Genomic DNA, 18,561 nt, shown 5'->3' with positions numbered 1-18,561 from the left:
ATCTCAACTTTGCAAGTAGTCTCGAAGCCGTGCGGCGAGCGTCAGCAGATAAGGAATTTGATCTGACGCGCTCGACTCGAACATCCGCAGCTGCTGCAGCAGCGCGGCATACTCTTCCTCGAACCGGGCACGTTTGGCGTCCTGCCACGTGTCCCCGAGCGCGGCGAAGCTGTGATTCAACCCGTTAACGGACTCATTCAACGTATCGATAAAATGTCTCAGCGATTGCGCGAAACGTTCCAGCTCGTCCGGATCGCCTATGGCTTGCGGCATATGATCCTCTCCCTATTCCGATTATTCGGTTTACCAGTATCCTTCTTCGTCGTCGGATTGCACTTGCGAAGCCGGCCTCACGCTCGCGCTGTCCATCATGATCTCCGGATCTACCACGACCTGGTTCCGATCCTTGGAGCGCGTCCGTACGATCGTCGACATCGTGACGAGGTTGAAGAACTCGTGCAGCTGCTTGGCATTCTCCGCGAAGAACAGCTTCCGCCCCGTACCTTCGATGAACTTGTTCAGCACATCCTTATGGGCATCGCGGCCGATAGCCATCGCCATGCGGTCGCACTTCGACGACCGCCCGCTCGAGACGAGCTCGTGCAGCGGACGCTCCCAACCGGAGTCCGGCATGCCGTCCGAAACGAGCACCATGACGGGACGATAGGCCATGCCAGAAGTGACCTCTTTATCTTCAATCATGGCTTTGGCCATTTCGAGCGCTTTCCCCATCGGCGTGCTGCCGGTCGCGTTCATATTCACCCATTGGATGTTCGCGGCCTTTGTCGGCTGTTGATGCAGCGATACCTTCCCGCCGAACGTGATCACGGCGACATGGATTTCCGCGTCCACGACTTCTTCATCCGCGAAGGTCTCGATCATCTGAACGACCGCCTTGTTCAGCGCTTCGATCTTACCGTCGGTCGACATGCTGCCGCTGACGTCGAGCAGGAGATAAACCGGCAGCGGTTTCACGTTGCCAGCCGTAAATTTCTTCGGATTAAACATCGGAATCATCCTTTCGAACCGGTACAAAAGTAATAGCATTTCGACTTCGATCTTTTATGTTTCGACATTTGTTATCGATTTCCCTTCTTAGTTATTCACTTTGATGGAATTATTAGGATTATTGGACAGTGAAAAGTTCTCACATTTAAGAAGCCAACGAATCAGCGTGGCTATAAGCATTTTCCTGCTAAGCTTGAATTATTTTGGTTATGGATAAATGCGGATTCTGAGCAAACAGGCGAAAAATAGATTTGCGTAAACAAACCATGACTGTTGCTTCGGAAACAATGGTACTCATAGGCTTTCTCAAGTATCGATAAAATAGGCTCGGAACAAGGGATGAATCGCGTACGGCAATCAGTTGCAACAGGCCCATGGCGATGCAACTGCACATGACGTAGCCTTCTATGGTCTTGACCGTCAATCGAATGTTTTCTTTCTCTCGTTCATCCTCCACAGACGCGAGCGGATGGGGTTCTCCCTTCCGCAAGTAACGCTTCAGTTTTGGCATTAATTTGCTCCTGAAATGATAGCTGAATCCGTCGATCACTTGTTTCATTTCACGGAAAGTGCATTCGATCTTGAAGCGATATCATATAAGCAGATGATGTCTGGTGCTGCCAAAGTCAGGTCGGTACTCACAAGTATGGACAACTGGTCATCAAACCGAACCAGGACAAACCGTAGTTCATGGTACAGGTACTGGACGGTTTCTTCCTTTCCGTAAATCGTCACTTGAGCCGTCTGAAACTCTGCAGCACGGCTCTGAAACAGGGTTTTCAGTTTGACAGTAGCTCCCTTTTTCCGTGGGCATCCGCGCCCCTTCTTCTTCTCTGAAGGATGCTCATAGGCCACTGCGTTCGACTTGACCTTCGAAACGATGTGCACCCGAGTCACTCTAGGTGCGTTTAATTCATTCATGCGCGCCAGCGTAGGAACGGATAGGAAATAGCGATCCAGCAGGAGCAGGGCTTTCCCTAATGGCCTGGCAGCCGCAAAGCCTTGTTCGATCATCTGCACGACATGAGAATCTTGCCTCTCTGAGGGTTCTCTCCAGTTGAATATGGTTTTTACACCATCCTGCAGATTCATTAACAAGGGCAGACAAAACCACTTCTGCGGCGTTCCCATGAGAATGCCAACAGCGCCAAACAGATGTCCGAAGATGTTCTCCGCCTTGGAAGAGTTCTCGGACTCCTGATGAAGTTTCTTGACGCCCGGCATCCTCCTAGCTTCCTTTGCCTGCTTCATCCCATCGCCTATAAGTACGGCCATTCCGTTAACTAAATGTAGCCCTTTCAGCGATTGATCTCCTTTTTGGTGTAGGAACCTTAGGATATCATGTACTCGCTTGATTGGGCTATTTTTCTATGGACAACTTTTGACTGTCTAGTATGCTTATTCTTACATTGAATTAAGCAGCGATCTTGCCTTCTCTCTTGCCGTCTGGTTAACTCGGGAAGAGTTTGCGATCACCTTTAGCGCTTCAACCTGGAGACCATTTTCCGCGATCCTTCTAGCTGCCTGAATACACATTTTGATTCCAGCTTCGTCCTTTCCAACTTGCCTCATTTGTTCATGGACTATTCGTTCATCGAACCCAGGTTTGTTCCAGAACTCAAAGTATGTTACATATACACTTTTTCCGCACATTTTCAGATCAAAATCCAAATCCTTTGCCATTTCGCATCTCCTTTCGTCATACTGTTGTTTATGGCTTGCACTTGCCGCATTTCTCAAATGGGTATTCCGGATAATTAGTCTTGGACCATGTCGACGCCTCATCCATGAGGGAGAAATCATACCATCCACCATCGCCCCTCATTTCTCGAATTCCTTTAAGGCTCGTTTCTTCTTGTAGAACATGTCCGCACGTGGATTTATGGGCTGTACATAATTTGTCAGGGATATGAACGTTTACCCAAATCAATATTTTACCCTCCAGATAAAATCATAATTTTAATCTGTAAATCGCTTTGTTCTCCAAACCACGAATAACCGGTGTCCATTCTTCACTTTCCGCGGTTGTTTGAAGCATGTCCTCTACCATCTGCAGTTTAGCATCCATCGCATCGATATAGTGAAGAGCCACAGCTTCCGGTAATTGCGGTTGAACAGGGCTTCCCCATTCACCCAGATTATGATGAGACAGAATCAAATGCTGTAGTGCCATGATGACATTCGACTCTAAATCGATGCCAAGTATGATTGCAGCTTCTGTAATCCAATTAGCAGCCATACTGATATGTCCTACCAATTTGCCCTGGTTACTGTAATCAAGCACCATACCATACTCCGATATCATTTCCACCGGTTTGGCAATGTCGTGCAAGATTATACCCGCCTTAATCAAATCCGAATTGAGAAACGGCCGTTGCCGGCAAATAAATTCACCTATTTCAAGCATTCGAACAATATGGTAAGCTAAGCCAGCGAAATAAGCATGATGATGAGATTTGGCCGCGGGTGCGGATTGCATTTTGTCTTTCACTTTCTCAAAACAAAAAGTAACAAGTGATTTAATATCATTATGAGATAGACTATCTATGGCTTGTTCAATGATAGGGATAAGTTCGTTAGCATCTACGGGGGCGGAACGGATAAAATCTGTTATGGATACAGCATCTTGCTCCGTTGTTTTTCGTATTCTAATTACTTTTACCTGTAATTTCTCACGATACACTTGAACCAAGCCCTGCACTTTAACAAGACACATCGGAAAGAATGTTTCAATATCCGTCTTACTTGCTTCCCAATACTTTGCAGAAATATTGCCACTTGAATCAGCAAGTACTATATCTAAGAAATCTTTAGGAATCGAATTATTTGTCTGCTTTGCTTCTATTTCTTTTATCAAGTAATACCCGACAAATTCATCCCCGTCTTTAAAATCTTTTATTAAAACAGACACGATCTCACCTCTACATTATGGTATGAACTACCGGCTCTACAACTCCTGAATCGCGTAATGCATGATAAAAATCCATAATAATTTTCCTATCTTGATCATCACGGTATAATCCAATCGGTCGTACTTTACTGAAAGTAAAATGAAGATTGTTTTTAGCCCTTGAGAGAGCTACAAAAAAAGTTGCTGTATGCTCTTCCCTCTGATCTGCAAATTTATAAAAAGCCGCATCCTCTAGTCCCAAAAAAATTATTGTCTTATACTCTAATCCCTTACTCTTATGAATTGTCATAATAGGAACTGTATTTTTCCCAAGCAAATTATCGATTGCAATGTCCAAACTGCCCGCTTTTATGTATTCTTCCCACAAATATTTAGCCAACTGTAAACGTAGCTTTTCGATATAATTTGATCTCAAATATTGCGGAAAGTACGCTTTCAGTGCATCAATGGAATAAAAGTCACAAATTTCTTTTAATATATTCCCCAGATCATTTTCGTTACTTATTGACCTCAAATCAGATTTGAGTTTCTTAATAAAATCACTTAATTCTCTCTGTGATTCGTGAATCTTCGAAGATGTTTCATCCATGTTTTTTAAATCGAGAAATATATTCCTACAATAAGTCCATGAACCTGCATTTCTTCTGATTGCTATAATCATTGTGTGAATACAAAGGGATATGAAATCTTCTTTAAGGAAGTCCTGATATACCCCTTCGTTTCTCGCCTGTATTCCTATTTTATTAAATTCCGTAATCATTTCGCTGCAGTACACATCTATTTTTTGTTTCACAAGAATACAGATATCATTCGGTTTATGGCTACCATCTGCTAAGTAAGACTGAACAATGCCTCCAATTGCTTGGGCTTCCTGGATATGATTTTCAAACAAATGAAGATAAGCTCGGCCATCAGATGCTTGCCATTTTGGATTTGTTTGGATTGATATGGGTTGCTCATTAAATCTTGAAAAAAACATTTTTTGAATTTCAATGAGTCTTGGTGCTGATCGATGATTCATCACTAACCGATAAGTAGTTGCTCCAAAGTCGGACTGAAAAGTTGGGAAAATCTCTCTCATCGCTCCAGCCCATACCATAATACGTTGTTTTCCATCCCCCACTGCAGTTAATACCGAGTTGGAATTATGAAAGCATGCCTTCACAAATTCATACTGAATATTCGTGGTATCCTGAAACTCATCGAGAAATACATGACTATAAGTCAATTGCAACGCCTTCCTCAATTGAGGATTTGATACTAACAAATACGTTGCCAGCCTAGTGATCATAGCGAACGACAATCTAGCTGTACTAGTCACTTCACCTTTAAGTAAGAGTGACCAAGCAGCCCTTGTTGGATATTTATTATCCAAAGGCAATGGTAAAGAATGCCGAACGATTTCCTTTTCCAACAAGTTGTTTATGTCACCTGGCCGCATCCCAGCGGGAGGTATAAAACCAGCATGCTCATACGCTGTCCTGATATCGTTTTGAGTTCGGTCCGCAACAGCGATATCATAGACTGAATCAGGTCTGTAATCCTCATGAATACCTAAATAGAAACGATCCACAAGACTTTTAGCAAATGCATCATACGTCATAGATTGGAATCGCTTTGAAAGCTCTGTACCGCAACGTTTCTCTACCCGTTCAGCAAGGTTCTTCGCGGCATCTCTCTTAAAACTTATTGCAAGAATTTTCCTTGGCACCTTGCAGGTAGATGTCTCAAGCAAATAGCAGGCTCTTTGGGCAAGCAATTCCGTCTTACCTGCTCCAGGCCCAGCAATAATTAAAGCGTTGTCTTCGCTTTTTACAACTTGTAGCGCAGCAGGTTCAAGCATTAGTCCGTCGGCAGGTTCCCATCTATTCTTATCAATGATTTTCATCTAATAGCCTTTCCTTATTCACCAGAAATTTTATGTTTCACACTAGCAATCAGCCGTTTCAATGGTGCCGGTAAGCGCTCCTCGAACAATTCATCAGTGATATTCAGTATCGCTAACCGATGGGTGACCGGTTTTCCCCGTTGTAAAAAGAAGTAATCATACCACACCATCAATTTTTTCTGTTCGATCGTGTAAGTATCACCACTACTCCCTCCTTCTTTTAATGCATGCTTAGTCGCATTACTAACACGTTCTAAATATTCCGGTAATTCTGGTTCGTCATTTTCTATCTCTAGTACTTTTCCTACTTTGTCTATTCGTGGCCCTTCATTGACCCTAAGTATCCGTTTATATGCATCCGGGAACGCCTCTAACATCATAAAGTCCAAGTCCAATGGGCTTGAGAAATAAATATCGTAGCTTTCTAACCTTTGTAACCAAGACATTTGGTTATCCACATAACTTTCATCCCAAGTATGCATGTCATTCAGATCTTCATCACTAAGGATGCTTCCACCCATTAATGATAATAGTTCGCTCTTATCCACACCGATTTTAATCAATTGCGATAAAGCATATTTAATCCGTCCCCAACCCCCACCATTTCGTTCCTTATCAAGATCCAATAGTGTGACATAAGGAATTTCCAGTTCATTTAGAAGCTTCCAAAAGTGATTGACGTGTCTTCCCCCAAGCGGCACTACAGATACCGAAATGCTATCCAAATGATCTTCTGTCTCCAATTCAATAGCTTTAGGGATAACGATTTCTTCACTATCCCCTTCCCCTAAAATAACTAATTTCGAGAAGTAAATCTCTGGATATGCCCTCACAGCTTCTTTTACATATTTATACGCTTCTTCATTTTCTGCAGATCCCTGTAAGCGAGGTAATACGATTTTTTTAACTTTCGTAACAACCTCATCTACCGAAATATTGAAATATCGAATTGATTCAGGCAAAACCCTCTTCACAATAGCTGGCGTATGTGAGGTTAAAATGACTTGGGAATTATTTTTTGAAGCGATTCTATTCAAATTAACGATAATATTGCCCAATAAATGTGGAGACACATGGTTTTCAGGTTCTTCGATAGCGAGAATTGTTAAGGCCGGAATTTGAATGTTAAATTGTGGCGCGTCCTCATCTTCACTATTTTCCATAGCTTGCTGTTCAATTTCTAGAAACGAATCCACGAGTGACAAATAGAATAAAGACCTAAGACCATCTCCTAATGAATCAATGGAATATGCTTTTTGCGTTATGGATGGCATAAAATCCACTTCAAACTTTTTTATTAATTGATCCAGGTCTGTGCTATTGAATCTGATGTTTGCTTCCGAGTATCGGGTATCCTTATGGTATTTTTTCCAGTGATCTTTCAGTGAATCCCTTACCCTTTCCAATCCAGCCTCTTCAAACAAGGATTCTTCAGCACGTTTTAATTGATCCTTAATGTTCTCCTTTGTTTCGGTTGACCAGTTAATACTCTTCAATACACGCCAGAGCAATGTTCCGGTCGCATTCCTCAATAACGTGGATGGATTGCGAATTGCTGGAACATAGATGATTTTTATTTGTGAGAGCTCGCTTGGCGGAATCTTCGTAGCTACTTCTTCTGCATCCTCTGATAGAGACACATAGCTGACTTTACTTTCTATGATTCCATCTGGCGTATTGCTTTGCTCCCAAGAAGCTTGAAGCCTAATTCGCAAGAACGGTGGCTCGCCAGTGTTTTCAACAACAAAGTTATCAAAATACGTAGGTATTGCATAATGTGTTTCACCTTCATCGTTCTCAATTTCCGGAAATGAGAAATTCGCCTCGATGTAAAGCTCTCGTCTCTCCAAATCTTCAAGTACTTCGTCATGTGATACATAAAAATCGGATTTCTCTAACGCTCTATCTGCATTTGTTTCTCCGAACAACTTAGTTAGCGCCTGTAGTGCAGCACTTTTCCCACTGCTGTTAGCCCCGATAAATGTTGTAATATCTTCGAAATCTATTACCGTTTCCGTTGGTCCATAACTACGAAAGTTACTTATTCTTAATTTGTTGAGCCGCATAACAGCATCTCCTTGTACAGTGCATATTAAGATTATTTTGATGATCTAGGATCTGAGTATCAAATCTTCCTCCGAGTCTACTTCCACTTCTTCATCAAACTCAGCATCGTAATCATAATCGTCTTCGTTACCGGTTATATATTTCGATAAGGAGCTCAGTACACGCATCGTGTACGGAAAAATGGTGTGCTTATCATAAGTCAACCCTAATCGTCTTAGCTGATCCGCTAAAAGAGCAAGTTCATCCGACTCGTTTTCATTCTCTCCTCTTAAAGGAATGTATTCCACAGCCCGTTGTTGAAGCAATAATTTGGATGGCGATGAAAACTTGGTTGCATCGTTAGCGATTCCTTTCCATGCATTTGGTCTTCCGCCCACACCGTAATAAATACCTACAGGGTCCTTAAAAACTCCTAATGCTTTAGTGAACCTATTCATTTCATCATCGATAATGATTCGATATTGAGGAACGTCATCCGTCGCGTTAATGCGGATGAACCTTAATCGTGGCTCATTGGCCAAGCGCTCATTAAGATAAGGAACACGATCGCATTGTATTTTTGAATTACCGATAGCCCCCAACCAACCGTGTCTTAAGGTAGCGTTGATAAGCACAATGACTTGCCCCGAACTTCGTTCTAGTTCACTGTGAATCTCAGCTGTGATAAATGCTTTAAACACTTCGCTGCTTTTATTTTCTCTTCGAGGATTATCAAGAAATTTAGATTCATCCATTTTCAGTGCCGCTTCTGACAAAGCCATCCACCTATCATTACCTAACAGCTTAACACTGAGATCCGTGCCGTCTAATCTTGAAATGGCAGGCAAATATTTTTTTCCAGCTTTTATGACAGATATAGATAACAACGTTCCAGACGCATTGATCTTATTGACGTTATCACTAAATAGACCATAATCGTTAAAAAGGTCTAACACTGCATTCAGAATGCGGGATAAATCTCCTTTCTCATCACCTGTTAACGGGTAAATAAATTGCGACAGCCGTCCTGTCCGCTTCAATCCTTCCCGAATAGCTTTCTTAGGGTCGACCCCCTCTCTCCACTTACTCTTCTCTTCAATTTCTACAAGAGCTAATACCGAGTGGTTAGGTTGTTCAACTTTGGAAAGTTGCTTCACAATTTGATTAATACGCTTTTCTTGAGCGATCGAGTTATCCTTATATCTATCAATCTCTAATTCCGATGTTATGATGTCTGGATTACAATGGACAAGTTCAACAATGAACTCTTTATCCGAATTTAATCTGAAGACGGAGTCAGAAATCTCCTCAAGAATAGTTACGTTATCAATTGACTTTTGCGCTGTAGATAGTTCCCTTTTTACTGCTTCAAACATCTCGGTAGAACTATAAATCTCGATAGTTATTCGCTCTTCCTTAGGAACAACGATTGGAAAGCGATTGTCATTCATACCTCTAAGAGAAATATCCGGAATAAGTTGAAGTTCTCTTGCACCATAATCCGTTAAGAACCCTTTGGCCAAGTTATACAAACAGCTTTTCTCAGGAAGGCCGATTCCCGCTTTCACACTATTTCCAGCAAATAGATTGTTGTTCACGACATAAGCCGTAATTTCTCCATCCCCATCGGAATAGACCTTGGGATTCACAAGCAACGAATCTGACTCGAAAGACTCCCCAACCTGTACGTCCCAATACAATTCGTCCAATGCGCTCTCCCATGCCGTAAATGAAGAGTCGCGGGGACGTCTTTCAAATTTCAATTGGGAAAATGAACGATCTGGTCTCGTTACATATGGATTTTGAACGGATACCAAAACCGAACAGGAATGTCCAGATCTCATGTAACACTTGCCATCTTTGATTTGTACATCGCTCAAATACCTTCTTGTCCCCAAGGAAACCGTTAGTATGGCTCGATCAGCATCTCCCCCACGAGTCTTCAATGCAAATCGAATGACATAAGAAAATGGATCATGACGATGAGATTTTCGAATCGGATTAGAAATGCATTCGTGTTTATCATTAAAGATAACATGATAGAATTTCAGCTCTTCACGTAGCTCATTACCTAAATCAAGAAACTTTGATTCCTGGCAGAACTTGACTGCTACCATGCCGGAAACCCACTGGTAGTTATCAACGAATTCGTGAACATCACCAAACGTAGAAGAAACCCAAACAAGCTCCGAATCTCTTACGTCTTGCGGTAAATCAGGAATCGAATAATCCTTCAAATGTGCTAGCCATCCAAGCGTCAAATGTTTTATATACGATGAATGAATAGGTTTTGTGGAAACTAGCCAAGGCTGATCATCGAGCAACACCTTGTTGCTTGAACATACGCTTACGATTTCAGGAAAAATACTTTTAAGTTTCTTTCCTAGAGGTTCTACTTTAAATGCAAGCTTAAAGCGATCTGTACGCTCTCTATTAAAGAAGTTTCTCCAGCTCTCCGGCATTTTCATATAATAGATAGTTTCGTTATAAAACAGCGTTTCATCAATCTCCAGTGCAAACAGTTCCATCTTCTTCATCGCAATATCCCTCCAGAATGATATTATTTATTCCGTCGATAAATGGTCCGTACAAACTCAAAAACAAAGGATCCCTTTTGTGCTTCTGCATAATCGCTGCCCAACTATCCAACATGGACATCCCTTCTGGTTTGCCGGCAGGCTTTGAGTTAAACTTTGAATCACAGTAAAATACTCTGGCGTTTTTACCGCCGCGCAGCAATCGTCCAATCATTTGCCAAATCGGGATAAATGTATACCACGCCATAACTTCTCTTTCAGAATCATCTAGAATAGACCAGTAATCAGGCTTTTTATACATCGCTTCGAACTTACCGCTGCTGATTTGGCGTAATTTAGAAACAGCTTTCTCGTAATGAATTCCTTGTCCTGTTATCCGTTGCAAATATCGAGGCAAGTAGGAGTGGAGTGCTTGAACCAAGTAATTCATGTCATTAGGAATAGGATAAGGACGAACGAGGAAAAAGACTGATCCAAACAACGACTCTCCATTTTGATCCAAGATATTGTAACCTCTACCTACAGAGAGAAGCGGTACAATCAATACTTCAGCCTTTTCTTTACGAAAGGACTCAATAATTGTTCTAGGGAATTGATCTGGTTCATGACTTCTTTCCCTTGATAGAACTTTATAACGTCCTTGCCAACTCTGATCACCACGAAAAGCCCTGGCGACTGTGGCGACATCATCATACGAATTTACCACTAAGAGTACCCTTCGCGGATTTCCTCTACTACTCCAAAAATTCAATTCATATAGAATATCAGATTTGAGTTGTTGAACCATCTCATACAAATTGTTGCTTCTAGCCTCTTCATCACCAATCCCCGAGACTTCCAGAAATTTAACATGTCGAGTGTCAAGTATGGGTTTGAATGTCATTTGAACTTCCGGAGATGTTCTATCTGCTTTGAGCAGCCATTTTGATCCTGTGTTCAAATGATAATGCGCGGATTCGGGTGCATGGCTTGTGCCTGATAGAAAGATAACTGCCGGCCCTTGTTTCTGATCAGAATATTCATATATACAATGCCAGTCATGCAACAATAATCTGCCTACCCCTGTATATTCGACTAATTTAAATGTCCCTGTTGTTTCCCCATCCTTCAAATCGTATTTATATCCGATCATCGTGCCCGTCATGGCCTCTTTCATGAATGCTTGATAATCTTTCTGCATGGTGAATAACGGAGAAAAATCTGCTGTCATTCCTAGCTTGGCTTGAATCATAGTAAAGGAAGTCAGAATGAACTTGATACATTCTTCCGCTCGGCATAAATAAACAAAAAACTCCAATTGCGCATAAAATAAATCTCTGTTTACACGCGGCCGAATTGTTCCTTTAAGCAGTTTCTCTGTAATCTGAGTCAGCAGCTTCTGCTTTTCATCGTGATTTTCCTTTTCTACTAACTCATCAACAATGCTAGATAACATGGAATCTTGATAAGGCTCATTTGCATAATCCAATAAATGTTTACGAATTTTCTTTTGCGATTCATCGTCGAAGGAGATCTTCTCGCTTAATGAATCGGCTAGCGCTGCCACCCTAATCAGATTACGACTGATATTCTTACGTAACATTAGAGATTGATCCAACTTTCTATAGATCCTCCAGATCATATGATCCAATTGGCGAAGTTGATCTTTCCACTCCGTCACTACGGGGTCACCTGCTAAATGATATCGTCCATTCGTTAATTGATTGGATTCGTTGAACAGCCGTTCAAAAATATCCTCTACGCTTCCAAAAACATTATATTCCGATAAGAACGTTTCATCGAATTGCTTTTGGACTTCGTCCGCTTCGTCCACGAATACGACATCCATAAGGTCGTACATCGCTTCATAAATAGTCCTCTCTAACGGATCAATCATCGCTGGAATTCTTGTTTTGAGTACACTTGCAGACGTAGCCACCCAAACATCGGCCTCTGAAAGTTGAGAGAAACCATGAAAAACCCCACATTGATCCGCCAATGGACATTTTACCGACTTATTATCTTGCTTAAGCTGAGTACACGGATAACTACTATTTCGTTCGTAATCGTTAGATAAAGCTTTAATAACACATACGTCCGACAAATGCTTTAAATCTTGAAATTTGTTATTCGTCCAATCGCTAAGCTCGATGATCTCGCCATAATTTGCAAATAAATAATTTTCTTGATGCGTCTTTCTAGATGTCTTGCCAATGATCGGAACAGCATGTATACCTAACTCGCGCAGAACCTTAATGCGTTCTATAACCTGGGAAACACTCCCCTCTATGAAACCAATGCGGGCACCATCTTGCTTCACGAGACGATACGTTTCCATGAGCATGAACGTAGATTTCCCTGCTCCCAATGCTCCGCCAATTTGCTGGTTTCCTTTATAAACAAATTCTGAATCCCAATCTATTGACTCGAGTACAACTGAAGCTGCCCTGTTTTCCCAAGAAGAAGATTTTCCGGTCATCTCATCCATTTCTTTGCCCAACGACAACCCATTGAATGGCAACTCTAAACTAAGCTTCTTCTTCTCACGGTAAGAAGGTAATAAGTGCTTTTCTTTTAATTCTATAGCTTCGGGGAAGCTGCCATGAAAGGTTTGAATAGATCCCCCTCTTATGGTTCTTGCGTATTCAAATTTCCCTTGCGATGCAAAAGAAGTTGTGTTGACTTGTCTGGGAATCGGTCTTTTAAGTATCTGCTCGTAATCGTTTATTCTATTTGTCAGAAATCGCGGAACCAGTTGCTTAGCCTGTCCATGTTCACCGATATCAAACAAACGAAATTTCATATCAATAGCTCGATAGGCTTCAATCCGTCTAGCCAGTATTTTCTTACTCCTTAACTCAGGGAATAAAATTCTAAGTCGGACTACGATATCCTTATGTTCGATGTACTTTAAAACCGGCTCATCATAACCGACCAATAACGACCAACCTTGATCAATATGAAGCATCGAGTCAATCAAATGACAGCCCGTCATAAATAGCTCCAGGCTTATTATTGTTGATATGTCGGCTTTGGGCAGTTCTAGCGAGAAAAACTCTTTGTTTATTTCTTCAGTTAAATCCCAATAGGTTTTCCTCACCAGAGCACCTCCTTCAACGTTTTTTCCAATTCATTCTCCATAATGATTTTTATAAGTTTCCGTGTGTCTTCTTTTAAAAGTGTTGATGCTCTCATACCGTAAGATGGATATAGATCATTTCGGTATTTGGGAATAACAACGTACACCTGTTGACCATACTTCTCCAAATACGATGATGATTTTTGATTAAAGAAATTCGCCAGCATTCTTGGATCCTTGAAATCTTTTACATCCAAAAACATCTTACTTTCACTGTTATTATGTGAAATTGCAAGATCATACTCATCAATATGAGGATATAATTCTACTCCGTACCCTTTCTGTTTTAACCATTCGGCAATTTTCATTTCTGAAATCCCAGGTAACAACACATACCTCTGTATACCGGGAAGCAACCGGAATACTCGTTCATCTTTATAGTTGAACAAATCAAATTTCTCGAAATCAGCTAACGAGTGACAGATATTTTCTTTGTTGCATCGCCATCGATCATGCTTGTATGTTAATGTCCACCCACAATGCGGGCATTTACGATAGTTATCCATCTGTAGAGTTACCTCTTCATAACACTGACGCACTAACACGCTTAATTCGCGGTCACGAATGGACTCAGCAAACTGCGCGAGTTGAAGCGCAGACAATACTGCATTTTGAGGCATGGACAAAAATGTGCGTATTTGAGTATATTCTGCTTGCAAATTTCGGTTTTCATCTCTACAGAATTGCAAAATAGCCAGCATATTCTTCTGCTGCGCTTCATCAGGGGATATATAAGTATTAATGAAATCCTCTGCATCAGGAGTTATCCCAATAAACTCTTCAATTAGAGAGGATTCGCCAGGATAATATTCAATAAGCCCATGAATCCCCCATTCAAAAGATGGTTTATGCAAAATATGAAGAAGTCGGTGCAAATCCATAGGAATCTCAGCCCCTGAACTTCCGGCTTCTTGTATAAACATTAGCATTCCTCTATGAAGCTCAGTAGGGATTTCGGTATAGTTATTAGGCCATTTTTTCAACCCGGTGATAAGGTAATAAAGCATATCTTGAAGTCTATTCAATGGAACACGCTCCTTGAAGGCACTTTACATTAATTGTAACCCGGTAGATTGACATCAGCTTGTCACCGAACGCTCGTTCCTAATCAAAAACGAACTTCAATATCATTGAAGTCCGCCATGATGTAGATATTAAGTGTTGTCAAACATTCCTCTAACCCTATTGATTAGATTCAAAAGCCTACTTTCTTCCTCAAGATAACCGCCGGTAGATTCCAAGTTCAAACTCCACTGTAACACAGAGAATCCAGTGTTTTTTATCCGGTCTTCCCGCTCAGGTCCGGAAGCATATAGGAGAATGGCTGTGTCCGACTTCCGAGCTGTCAAGTATGCGAGCATCTGAAAGACATCCGCATTAATCGAAGTGTCATCCTTCTTCTGCTTATATTTTGTGTCAACGATGATTTCACGGCCTGATGAATCGCGCAGAATTAGATCCGGTACGATCTTGATCCGGCCCTCTTCTGCCAGCCAATCGTGCTGTTGAGCGATAACCCGGATGCCTTGAGGCTCAAGCGTAGCACGAAGTCGCGCGGCAACATATGCTTCATACAACTCATTCATATCCAACAAGAAACTTTCTGCCTTTACAGCGCCTTCTGCATCTGCAATTGTCACACAGTTCCAGTAAAGACGAAGCCAGCTGAAAGCTTCACTGTATTGCTGATTCAAACGATTGGCCTGCATTCGGATTAGTAGCTGTTTTCCTATCGCATCTGTTAGCGTCATTGGCGGAAATAGGCTTCTTTCCTGTCCGAATACATCAATCAATGCCTGTAGCTTTAAGTACAAGCGTGCATCCTTAATCTGCAGCTTCCGCATACTCTGTAAACCTGCAAAGATACAACGATTCTCATTCACCCAACTTGTAAACTCATCAAACCTACAGTCGAATCGATAATCTTGCTTCTGCCATCTTCCAACCGTTAGCGATGATTGTAGAGTCCCTTTTACTGAAGGGATTGCATCCTCTATAGAAACATAGTTCTTTCGTAGACCGATCGCCGCGATACGATCGCATGCCTTTACATAAAATCGGATGAGCCAATCCATATCTTCAAAGTTCGAGTCAAATCCGGCGCTGCCGACCCATCTTAAGCTTTTGAGATCATAGGCCCACGAGAGCCAGTTCCATATCCGGTTCAGAGGAAGCTTGGGACGAATGCGAATCTCAACATATGGGAGGCTAATGCGTCCTATCCAAGATGTAGCTGTTAAGCTAACGATACCATTAGAACCAATCCTAAGTTCTAGAGCTTTGGAACAACGAAGTTTTATCCATTCCACTTCAGAGTCGGTCAATTGAACTCCATCGATCGTCTGGTATTCCTTTAATTCGATAACTTGACGGACCGTCATACGAAATACTCACTTTTCGCAAGAAGGCTCTCCAGTTTATAGTCATTTATCCGTTCGGGTTCCATGATGAATACCTCTTCTAAGTAAGGTATTATTTGATACTTCCAAATCTTCTCAAGCGATGCGAGCTTGAGCTCAGGCTTCATAAAGTAACTATGACCGATAGCCAAATCCGAAGAGCCTATTGTGGCGTTCACATCCTTGAGCAATTGGGCAACACCCTGCATTTCTGGCGCATGCTGGGCTAGAAATCTCGAAAGTACTTGCTCTGTTACTTTCGCCGAGAATTGAATGAACTGGAACCGCCTTCTCAGCGCTAGATCGATTTGGGCTAGTGATCGGTCAGTCGTATTCATCGTTCCAATGACGTACACATTCTCTGGAATTGAAAATCTTTTTCGGGAGTAAGGCAGTTCAATGGATGCGCCACGATACTCAAGCGCAAATAGCAGTTCGCCGAATACTTTCGCAGTATTGGCACGGTTGATTTCATCAATGATTAAAATGTATGGTCGATCGCGATTTTCTGACCTGGCTGCTTCACGGCACAGTTCGACGAAAATACCTGATTTCACGGTCACATTCAGTTGCGACGGTCCCCCCGATTGAGAAATCACTTCCGGCCTAAGCCCTTCAATAAACTCTTCGTAGGTATAGGATGGATGAAATTGTACGAGACGGATACGTTGTTCTTGTTGAGCTAACACTTTGGCTAGTCTTTGAGCAACGAACGTTTTCCCTGTGCCTGGCGGCCCGTAGAAAATGATTTGCCTGCGATCAGTAAGCAAATCCAGCCACTCCTGTAGCAACTCTTGATTTAAATAAGTCTCTTTCTGCGCATCGTCCAGTGTGTAAGCTACGGTTGAAATCGCTGATGAGAGATATTGTTCAAATCTAATCAAAAAGTCTGATGGTTGCGATTCCTCAATTTCTAATAGAAATCGCGTTTTCCCCTCTTCATTTTCATCATGAATCTGGGCATGGAACACATCTGGATTCTTTTCCCACAAAAACACGAACGAATTCAAGTCCTGACGACGTGTGCAATCATATTTCCAAATGACTACATTCTCTGGGATTTGCCCAACAGTTGGTTCCCATTCAGTTAATGACGATACTTGAGATACTGAGTAGCCGAAACGCTTCAGTAGATCGGTTATCTCATCCGAAAGTGGTTGTGGCTGAACGACTGGAGCGCTTGATATATCATTCGATTCCTCATCTTCCGTAAATTCCTCCTGAATATAGTACAAAAAATGTTCGAGTTGCTGCATATCCCAGCGTTCTGAAGTTATCTCTTCAATTTCTTGGACCAAAGACTGGGTTTGATGAAGGAAGCGACCATATTGCTCCACACTAGATAACTGATCATCAGGTTGCGACCAGTATCCCAATATTTCTAAACCACCGCGGCTCGCTTTATAGAAAATCGGATGTTCATGAATGTTTTGAAGTCCCCAGAAAAAACTAAGAAAAAAAGGCGCAAAATTAGTGTTTGCACACTTTTGGGGAGAGTACCCTTTTGCCGTTGCTCGAGTTTTGATATTATTTATTTGTTGAATGAACGTTGCAAGCTTTTCTTTTGACCATTCTTCAAAGTTTTCGTTAGATTGTTCTGTTAACGTGATAGCATCCAGAAGCGCTACCGTCATTTCATCTATTGCGCCTACATGCTCGGCTTGATTGAACAGCTGATTGAAAAACATTTGTCCAGAAAAACCGCTAAATCCCCAAATGTTAATTCCGTCCGTTTTCTGCTTTGCTTTTATATCTAGCTGCTTTTTGAAATCACCTAAAGCAAGCTTACCGCTTTGCAGTTGTTCTAGTTCTATAAAGTTATCAATAAAGTCGTTCCTCGCTGAATCAAGAGTCTTATTCCATTTCTGGCGCTTGGAATCAGATAGATATTTCTCTACCCAATCTGGGAGATCGATGATATCCGACGATGCTGATGAGTCGATCGTAGTTCCGCTCATTGTCTCTTGAATAAGGGAAATTATTATGTCTATATCCCTATTGGAATACAGCTTTACATCCTGCCCTTTCCCACTTCCGCTTCCTACCTTCAGCTTACGGTCGGATAGCTGAGCTGCGGAAATCTTGCCGAAGGTCAACACTACATGAATATAGTTATCACGTTTGCGCGGAGCTGAAGTTAGCAGAATACGTGTATCCCTTTTATAAACCATACATCCTTGAGCCTTTTTCGGAAATAGCCTTTCGTTAGACTCTGTCACTAGTCCTTCGGTATCTAACCGCCTCTCCAAATACTCCATAAGCGCTTCCGATCCAGGCATGGCTTTAAATATCTTTTTTGTTTCGGATTCGTTCCATTGAGTTCCTTTCATGAAAAAGACTCCTCCGTATTTGAGATAATTCAAGTCAAGATGTAAGACTATAAGTCAAGGATAGATGTGCCTTGTCGCTGCTACAAGTATAAAACATTAAAAAGGCACAATCATGTCAGGAAACGTATGTTCCCCGCGAATTCTCCATTATAAATCAGCGTTCTTAGATTGGAATGCTCCGTATTTACTTATCGCTCAGTAACATGCTTGGAAATTTAAACTAATTTCCTAAATCTTCGTCAAAATTCAACAACATCCTGCCTTGGACGCCATCAAAAATAGAAAAGTCCCCTTTTAAAGTAGGGAATGACATAAACCTCCACA

At 41.8% G+C, this 18,561-nt stretch carries 13 protein-coding genes; all 13 read right to left on the bottom strand.

Annotated elements, in window-relative coordinates; all coding sequences use genetic code 11:
• Positions 1 to 3: 3 nt before the first annotated feature.
• The 13 genes from PSAB_RS03510 to PSAB_RS24400 all read right to left on the bottom strand — a co-directional run bounded on the left by PSAB_RS03510 (position 4) and on the right by PSAB_RS24400 (position 18,237).
• Positions 4 to 273 carry a WXG100 family type VII secretion target gene (locus tag PSAB_RS03510; protein ID WP_025333214.1) on the bottom strand — a complete coding sequence of 90 codons (270 nt, stop codon included), beginning with the start codon at positions 271 to 273 and terminating at the stop codon, positions 4 to 6.
• Positions 274 to 303: 30 nt separating this feature from the next.
• Positions 304 to 1,008, bottom strand: a complete 705-nt coding sequence (locus PSAB_RS03505; RefSeq protein WP_025333213.1) for a vWA domain-containing protein — start codon at positions 1,006 to 1,008, stop codon at positions 304 to 306.
• A 187-nt stretch (positions 1,009 to 1,195) separates the two neighbouring features.
• The gene (locus tag PSAB_RS26045) at positions 1,196 to 1,519 is read right to left on the bottom strand and encodes a hypothetical protein (RefSeq protein WP_051529709.1); all 324 of its coding nucleotides are present in this window, start codon (positions 1,517 to 1,519) and stop codon (positions 1,196 to 1,198) included.
• A 44-nt stretch (positions 1,520 to 1,563) separates the two neighbouring features.
• Complete coding sequence (locus PSAB_RS26040) at positions 1,564 to 2,232, bottom strand: hypothetical protein (protein ID WP_226991758.1); 669 nt, start codon at positions 2,230 to 2,232, stop codon at positions 1,564 to 1,566.
• Positions 2,233 to 2,412: 180 nt separating this feature from the next.
• A complete protein-coding gene (locus tag PSAB_RS03495) occupies positions 2,413 to 2,691 on the bottom strand; it encodes a hypothetical protein (RefSeq protein WP_025333212.1) in 279 nt (92 codons plus the stop codon).
• A gap of 268 nt (positions 2,692 to 2,959) precedes the next feature.
• Positions 2,960 to 3,919 carry a 3'-5' exoribonuclease YhaM family protein gene (locus tag PSAB_RS03490; RefSeq protein ID WP_025333211.1) on the bottom strand — a complete coding sequence of 320 codons (960 nt, stop codon included), beginning with the start codon at positions 3,917 to 3,919 and terminating at the stop codon, positions 2,960 to 2,962.
• Between the two features lie 10 nt (positions 3,920 to 3,929).
• Entirely contained in the window at positions 3,930 to 5,807 is a 1,878-nt protein-coding gene (locus PSAB_RS03485) for a UvrD-helicase domain-containing protein (RefSeq protein WP_025333210.1), read from the bottom strand.
• 14 nt (positions 5,808 to 5,821) lie between these two features.
• On the bottom strand, positions 5,822 to 7,873 hold the full coding sequence (locus tag PSAB_RS03480) for an AAA family ATPase (RefSeq protein WP_025333209.1): 2,052 nt from the start codon (positions 7,871 to 7,873) through the stop codon (positions 5,822 to 5,824).
• 45 nt (positions 7,874 to 7,918) lie between these two features.
• Positions 7,919 to 10,390 (bottom strand): pPIWI_RE module domain-containing protein, encoded by a 2,472-nt coding sequence (locus PSAB_RS03475; protein WP_025333208.1) that lies wholly within the window; start codon positions 10,388 to 10,390, stop codon positions 7,919 to 7,921.
• Complete coding sequence (locus PSAB_RS03470; RefSeq protein WP_025333207.1) at positions 10,356 to 13,469, bottom strand: pPIWI_RE_Z domain-containing protein; 3,114 nt, start codon at positions 13,467 to 13,469, stop codon at positions 10,356 to 10,358. The genes PSAB_RS03475 and PSAB_RS03470 overlap by 35 nt, the downstream gene beginning before the upstream one ends.
• Positions 13,466 to 14,533, bottom strand: a complete 1,068-nt coding sequence (locus PSAB_RS03465; protein ID WP_025333206.1) for a restriction endonuclease-related protein — start codon at positions 14,531 to 14,533, stop codon at positions 13,466 to 13,468. Before PSAB_RS03465 ends, PSAB_RS03470 begins: the two co-directional genes overlap by 4 nt.
• 129 nt (positions 14,534 to 14,662) lie before the next feature.
• Positions 14,663 to 15,889: an McrC family protein gene (locus PSAB_RS03460; protein ID WP_025333205.1), complete on the bottom strand. Its 1,227-nt coding sequence runs from the start codon at positions 15,887 to 15,889 to the stop codon at positions 14,663 to 14,665.
• Positions 15,886 to 18,237, bottom strand: a complete 2,352-nt coding sequence (locus PSAB_RS24400; RefSeq protein ID WP_025333204.1) for an McrB family protein — start codon at positions 18,235 to 18,237, stop codon at positions 15,886 to 15,888. The genes PSAB_RS03460 and PSAB_RS24400 overlap by 4 nt, the downstream gene beginning before the upstream one ends.
• Positions 18,238 to 18,561 lie beyond the last annotated feature (324 nt).

The sequence above is a fragment of the Paenibacillus sabinae T27 genome (genome assembly GCF_000612505.1).
GTDB lineage: Bacteria > Bacillota > Bacilli > Paenibacillales > Paenibacillaceae > Paenibacillus_AQ > Paenibacillus_AQ sabinae.
The sequence above is the reverse complement of the archived record's forward strand: the minus strand, read 5'-3'. Positions and strand labels throughout refer to the sequence as shown.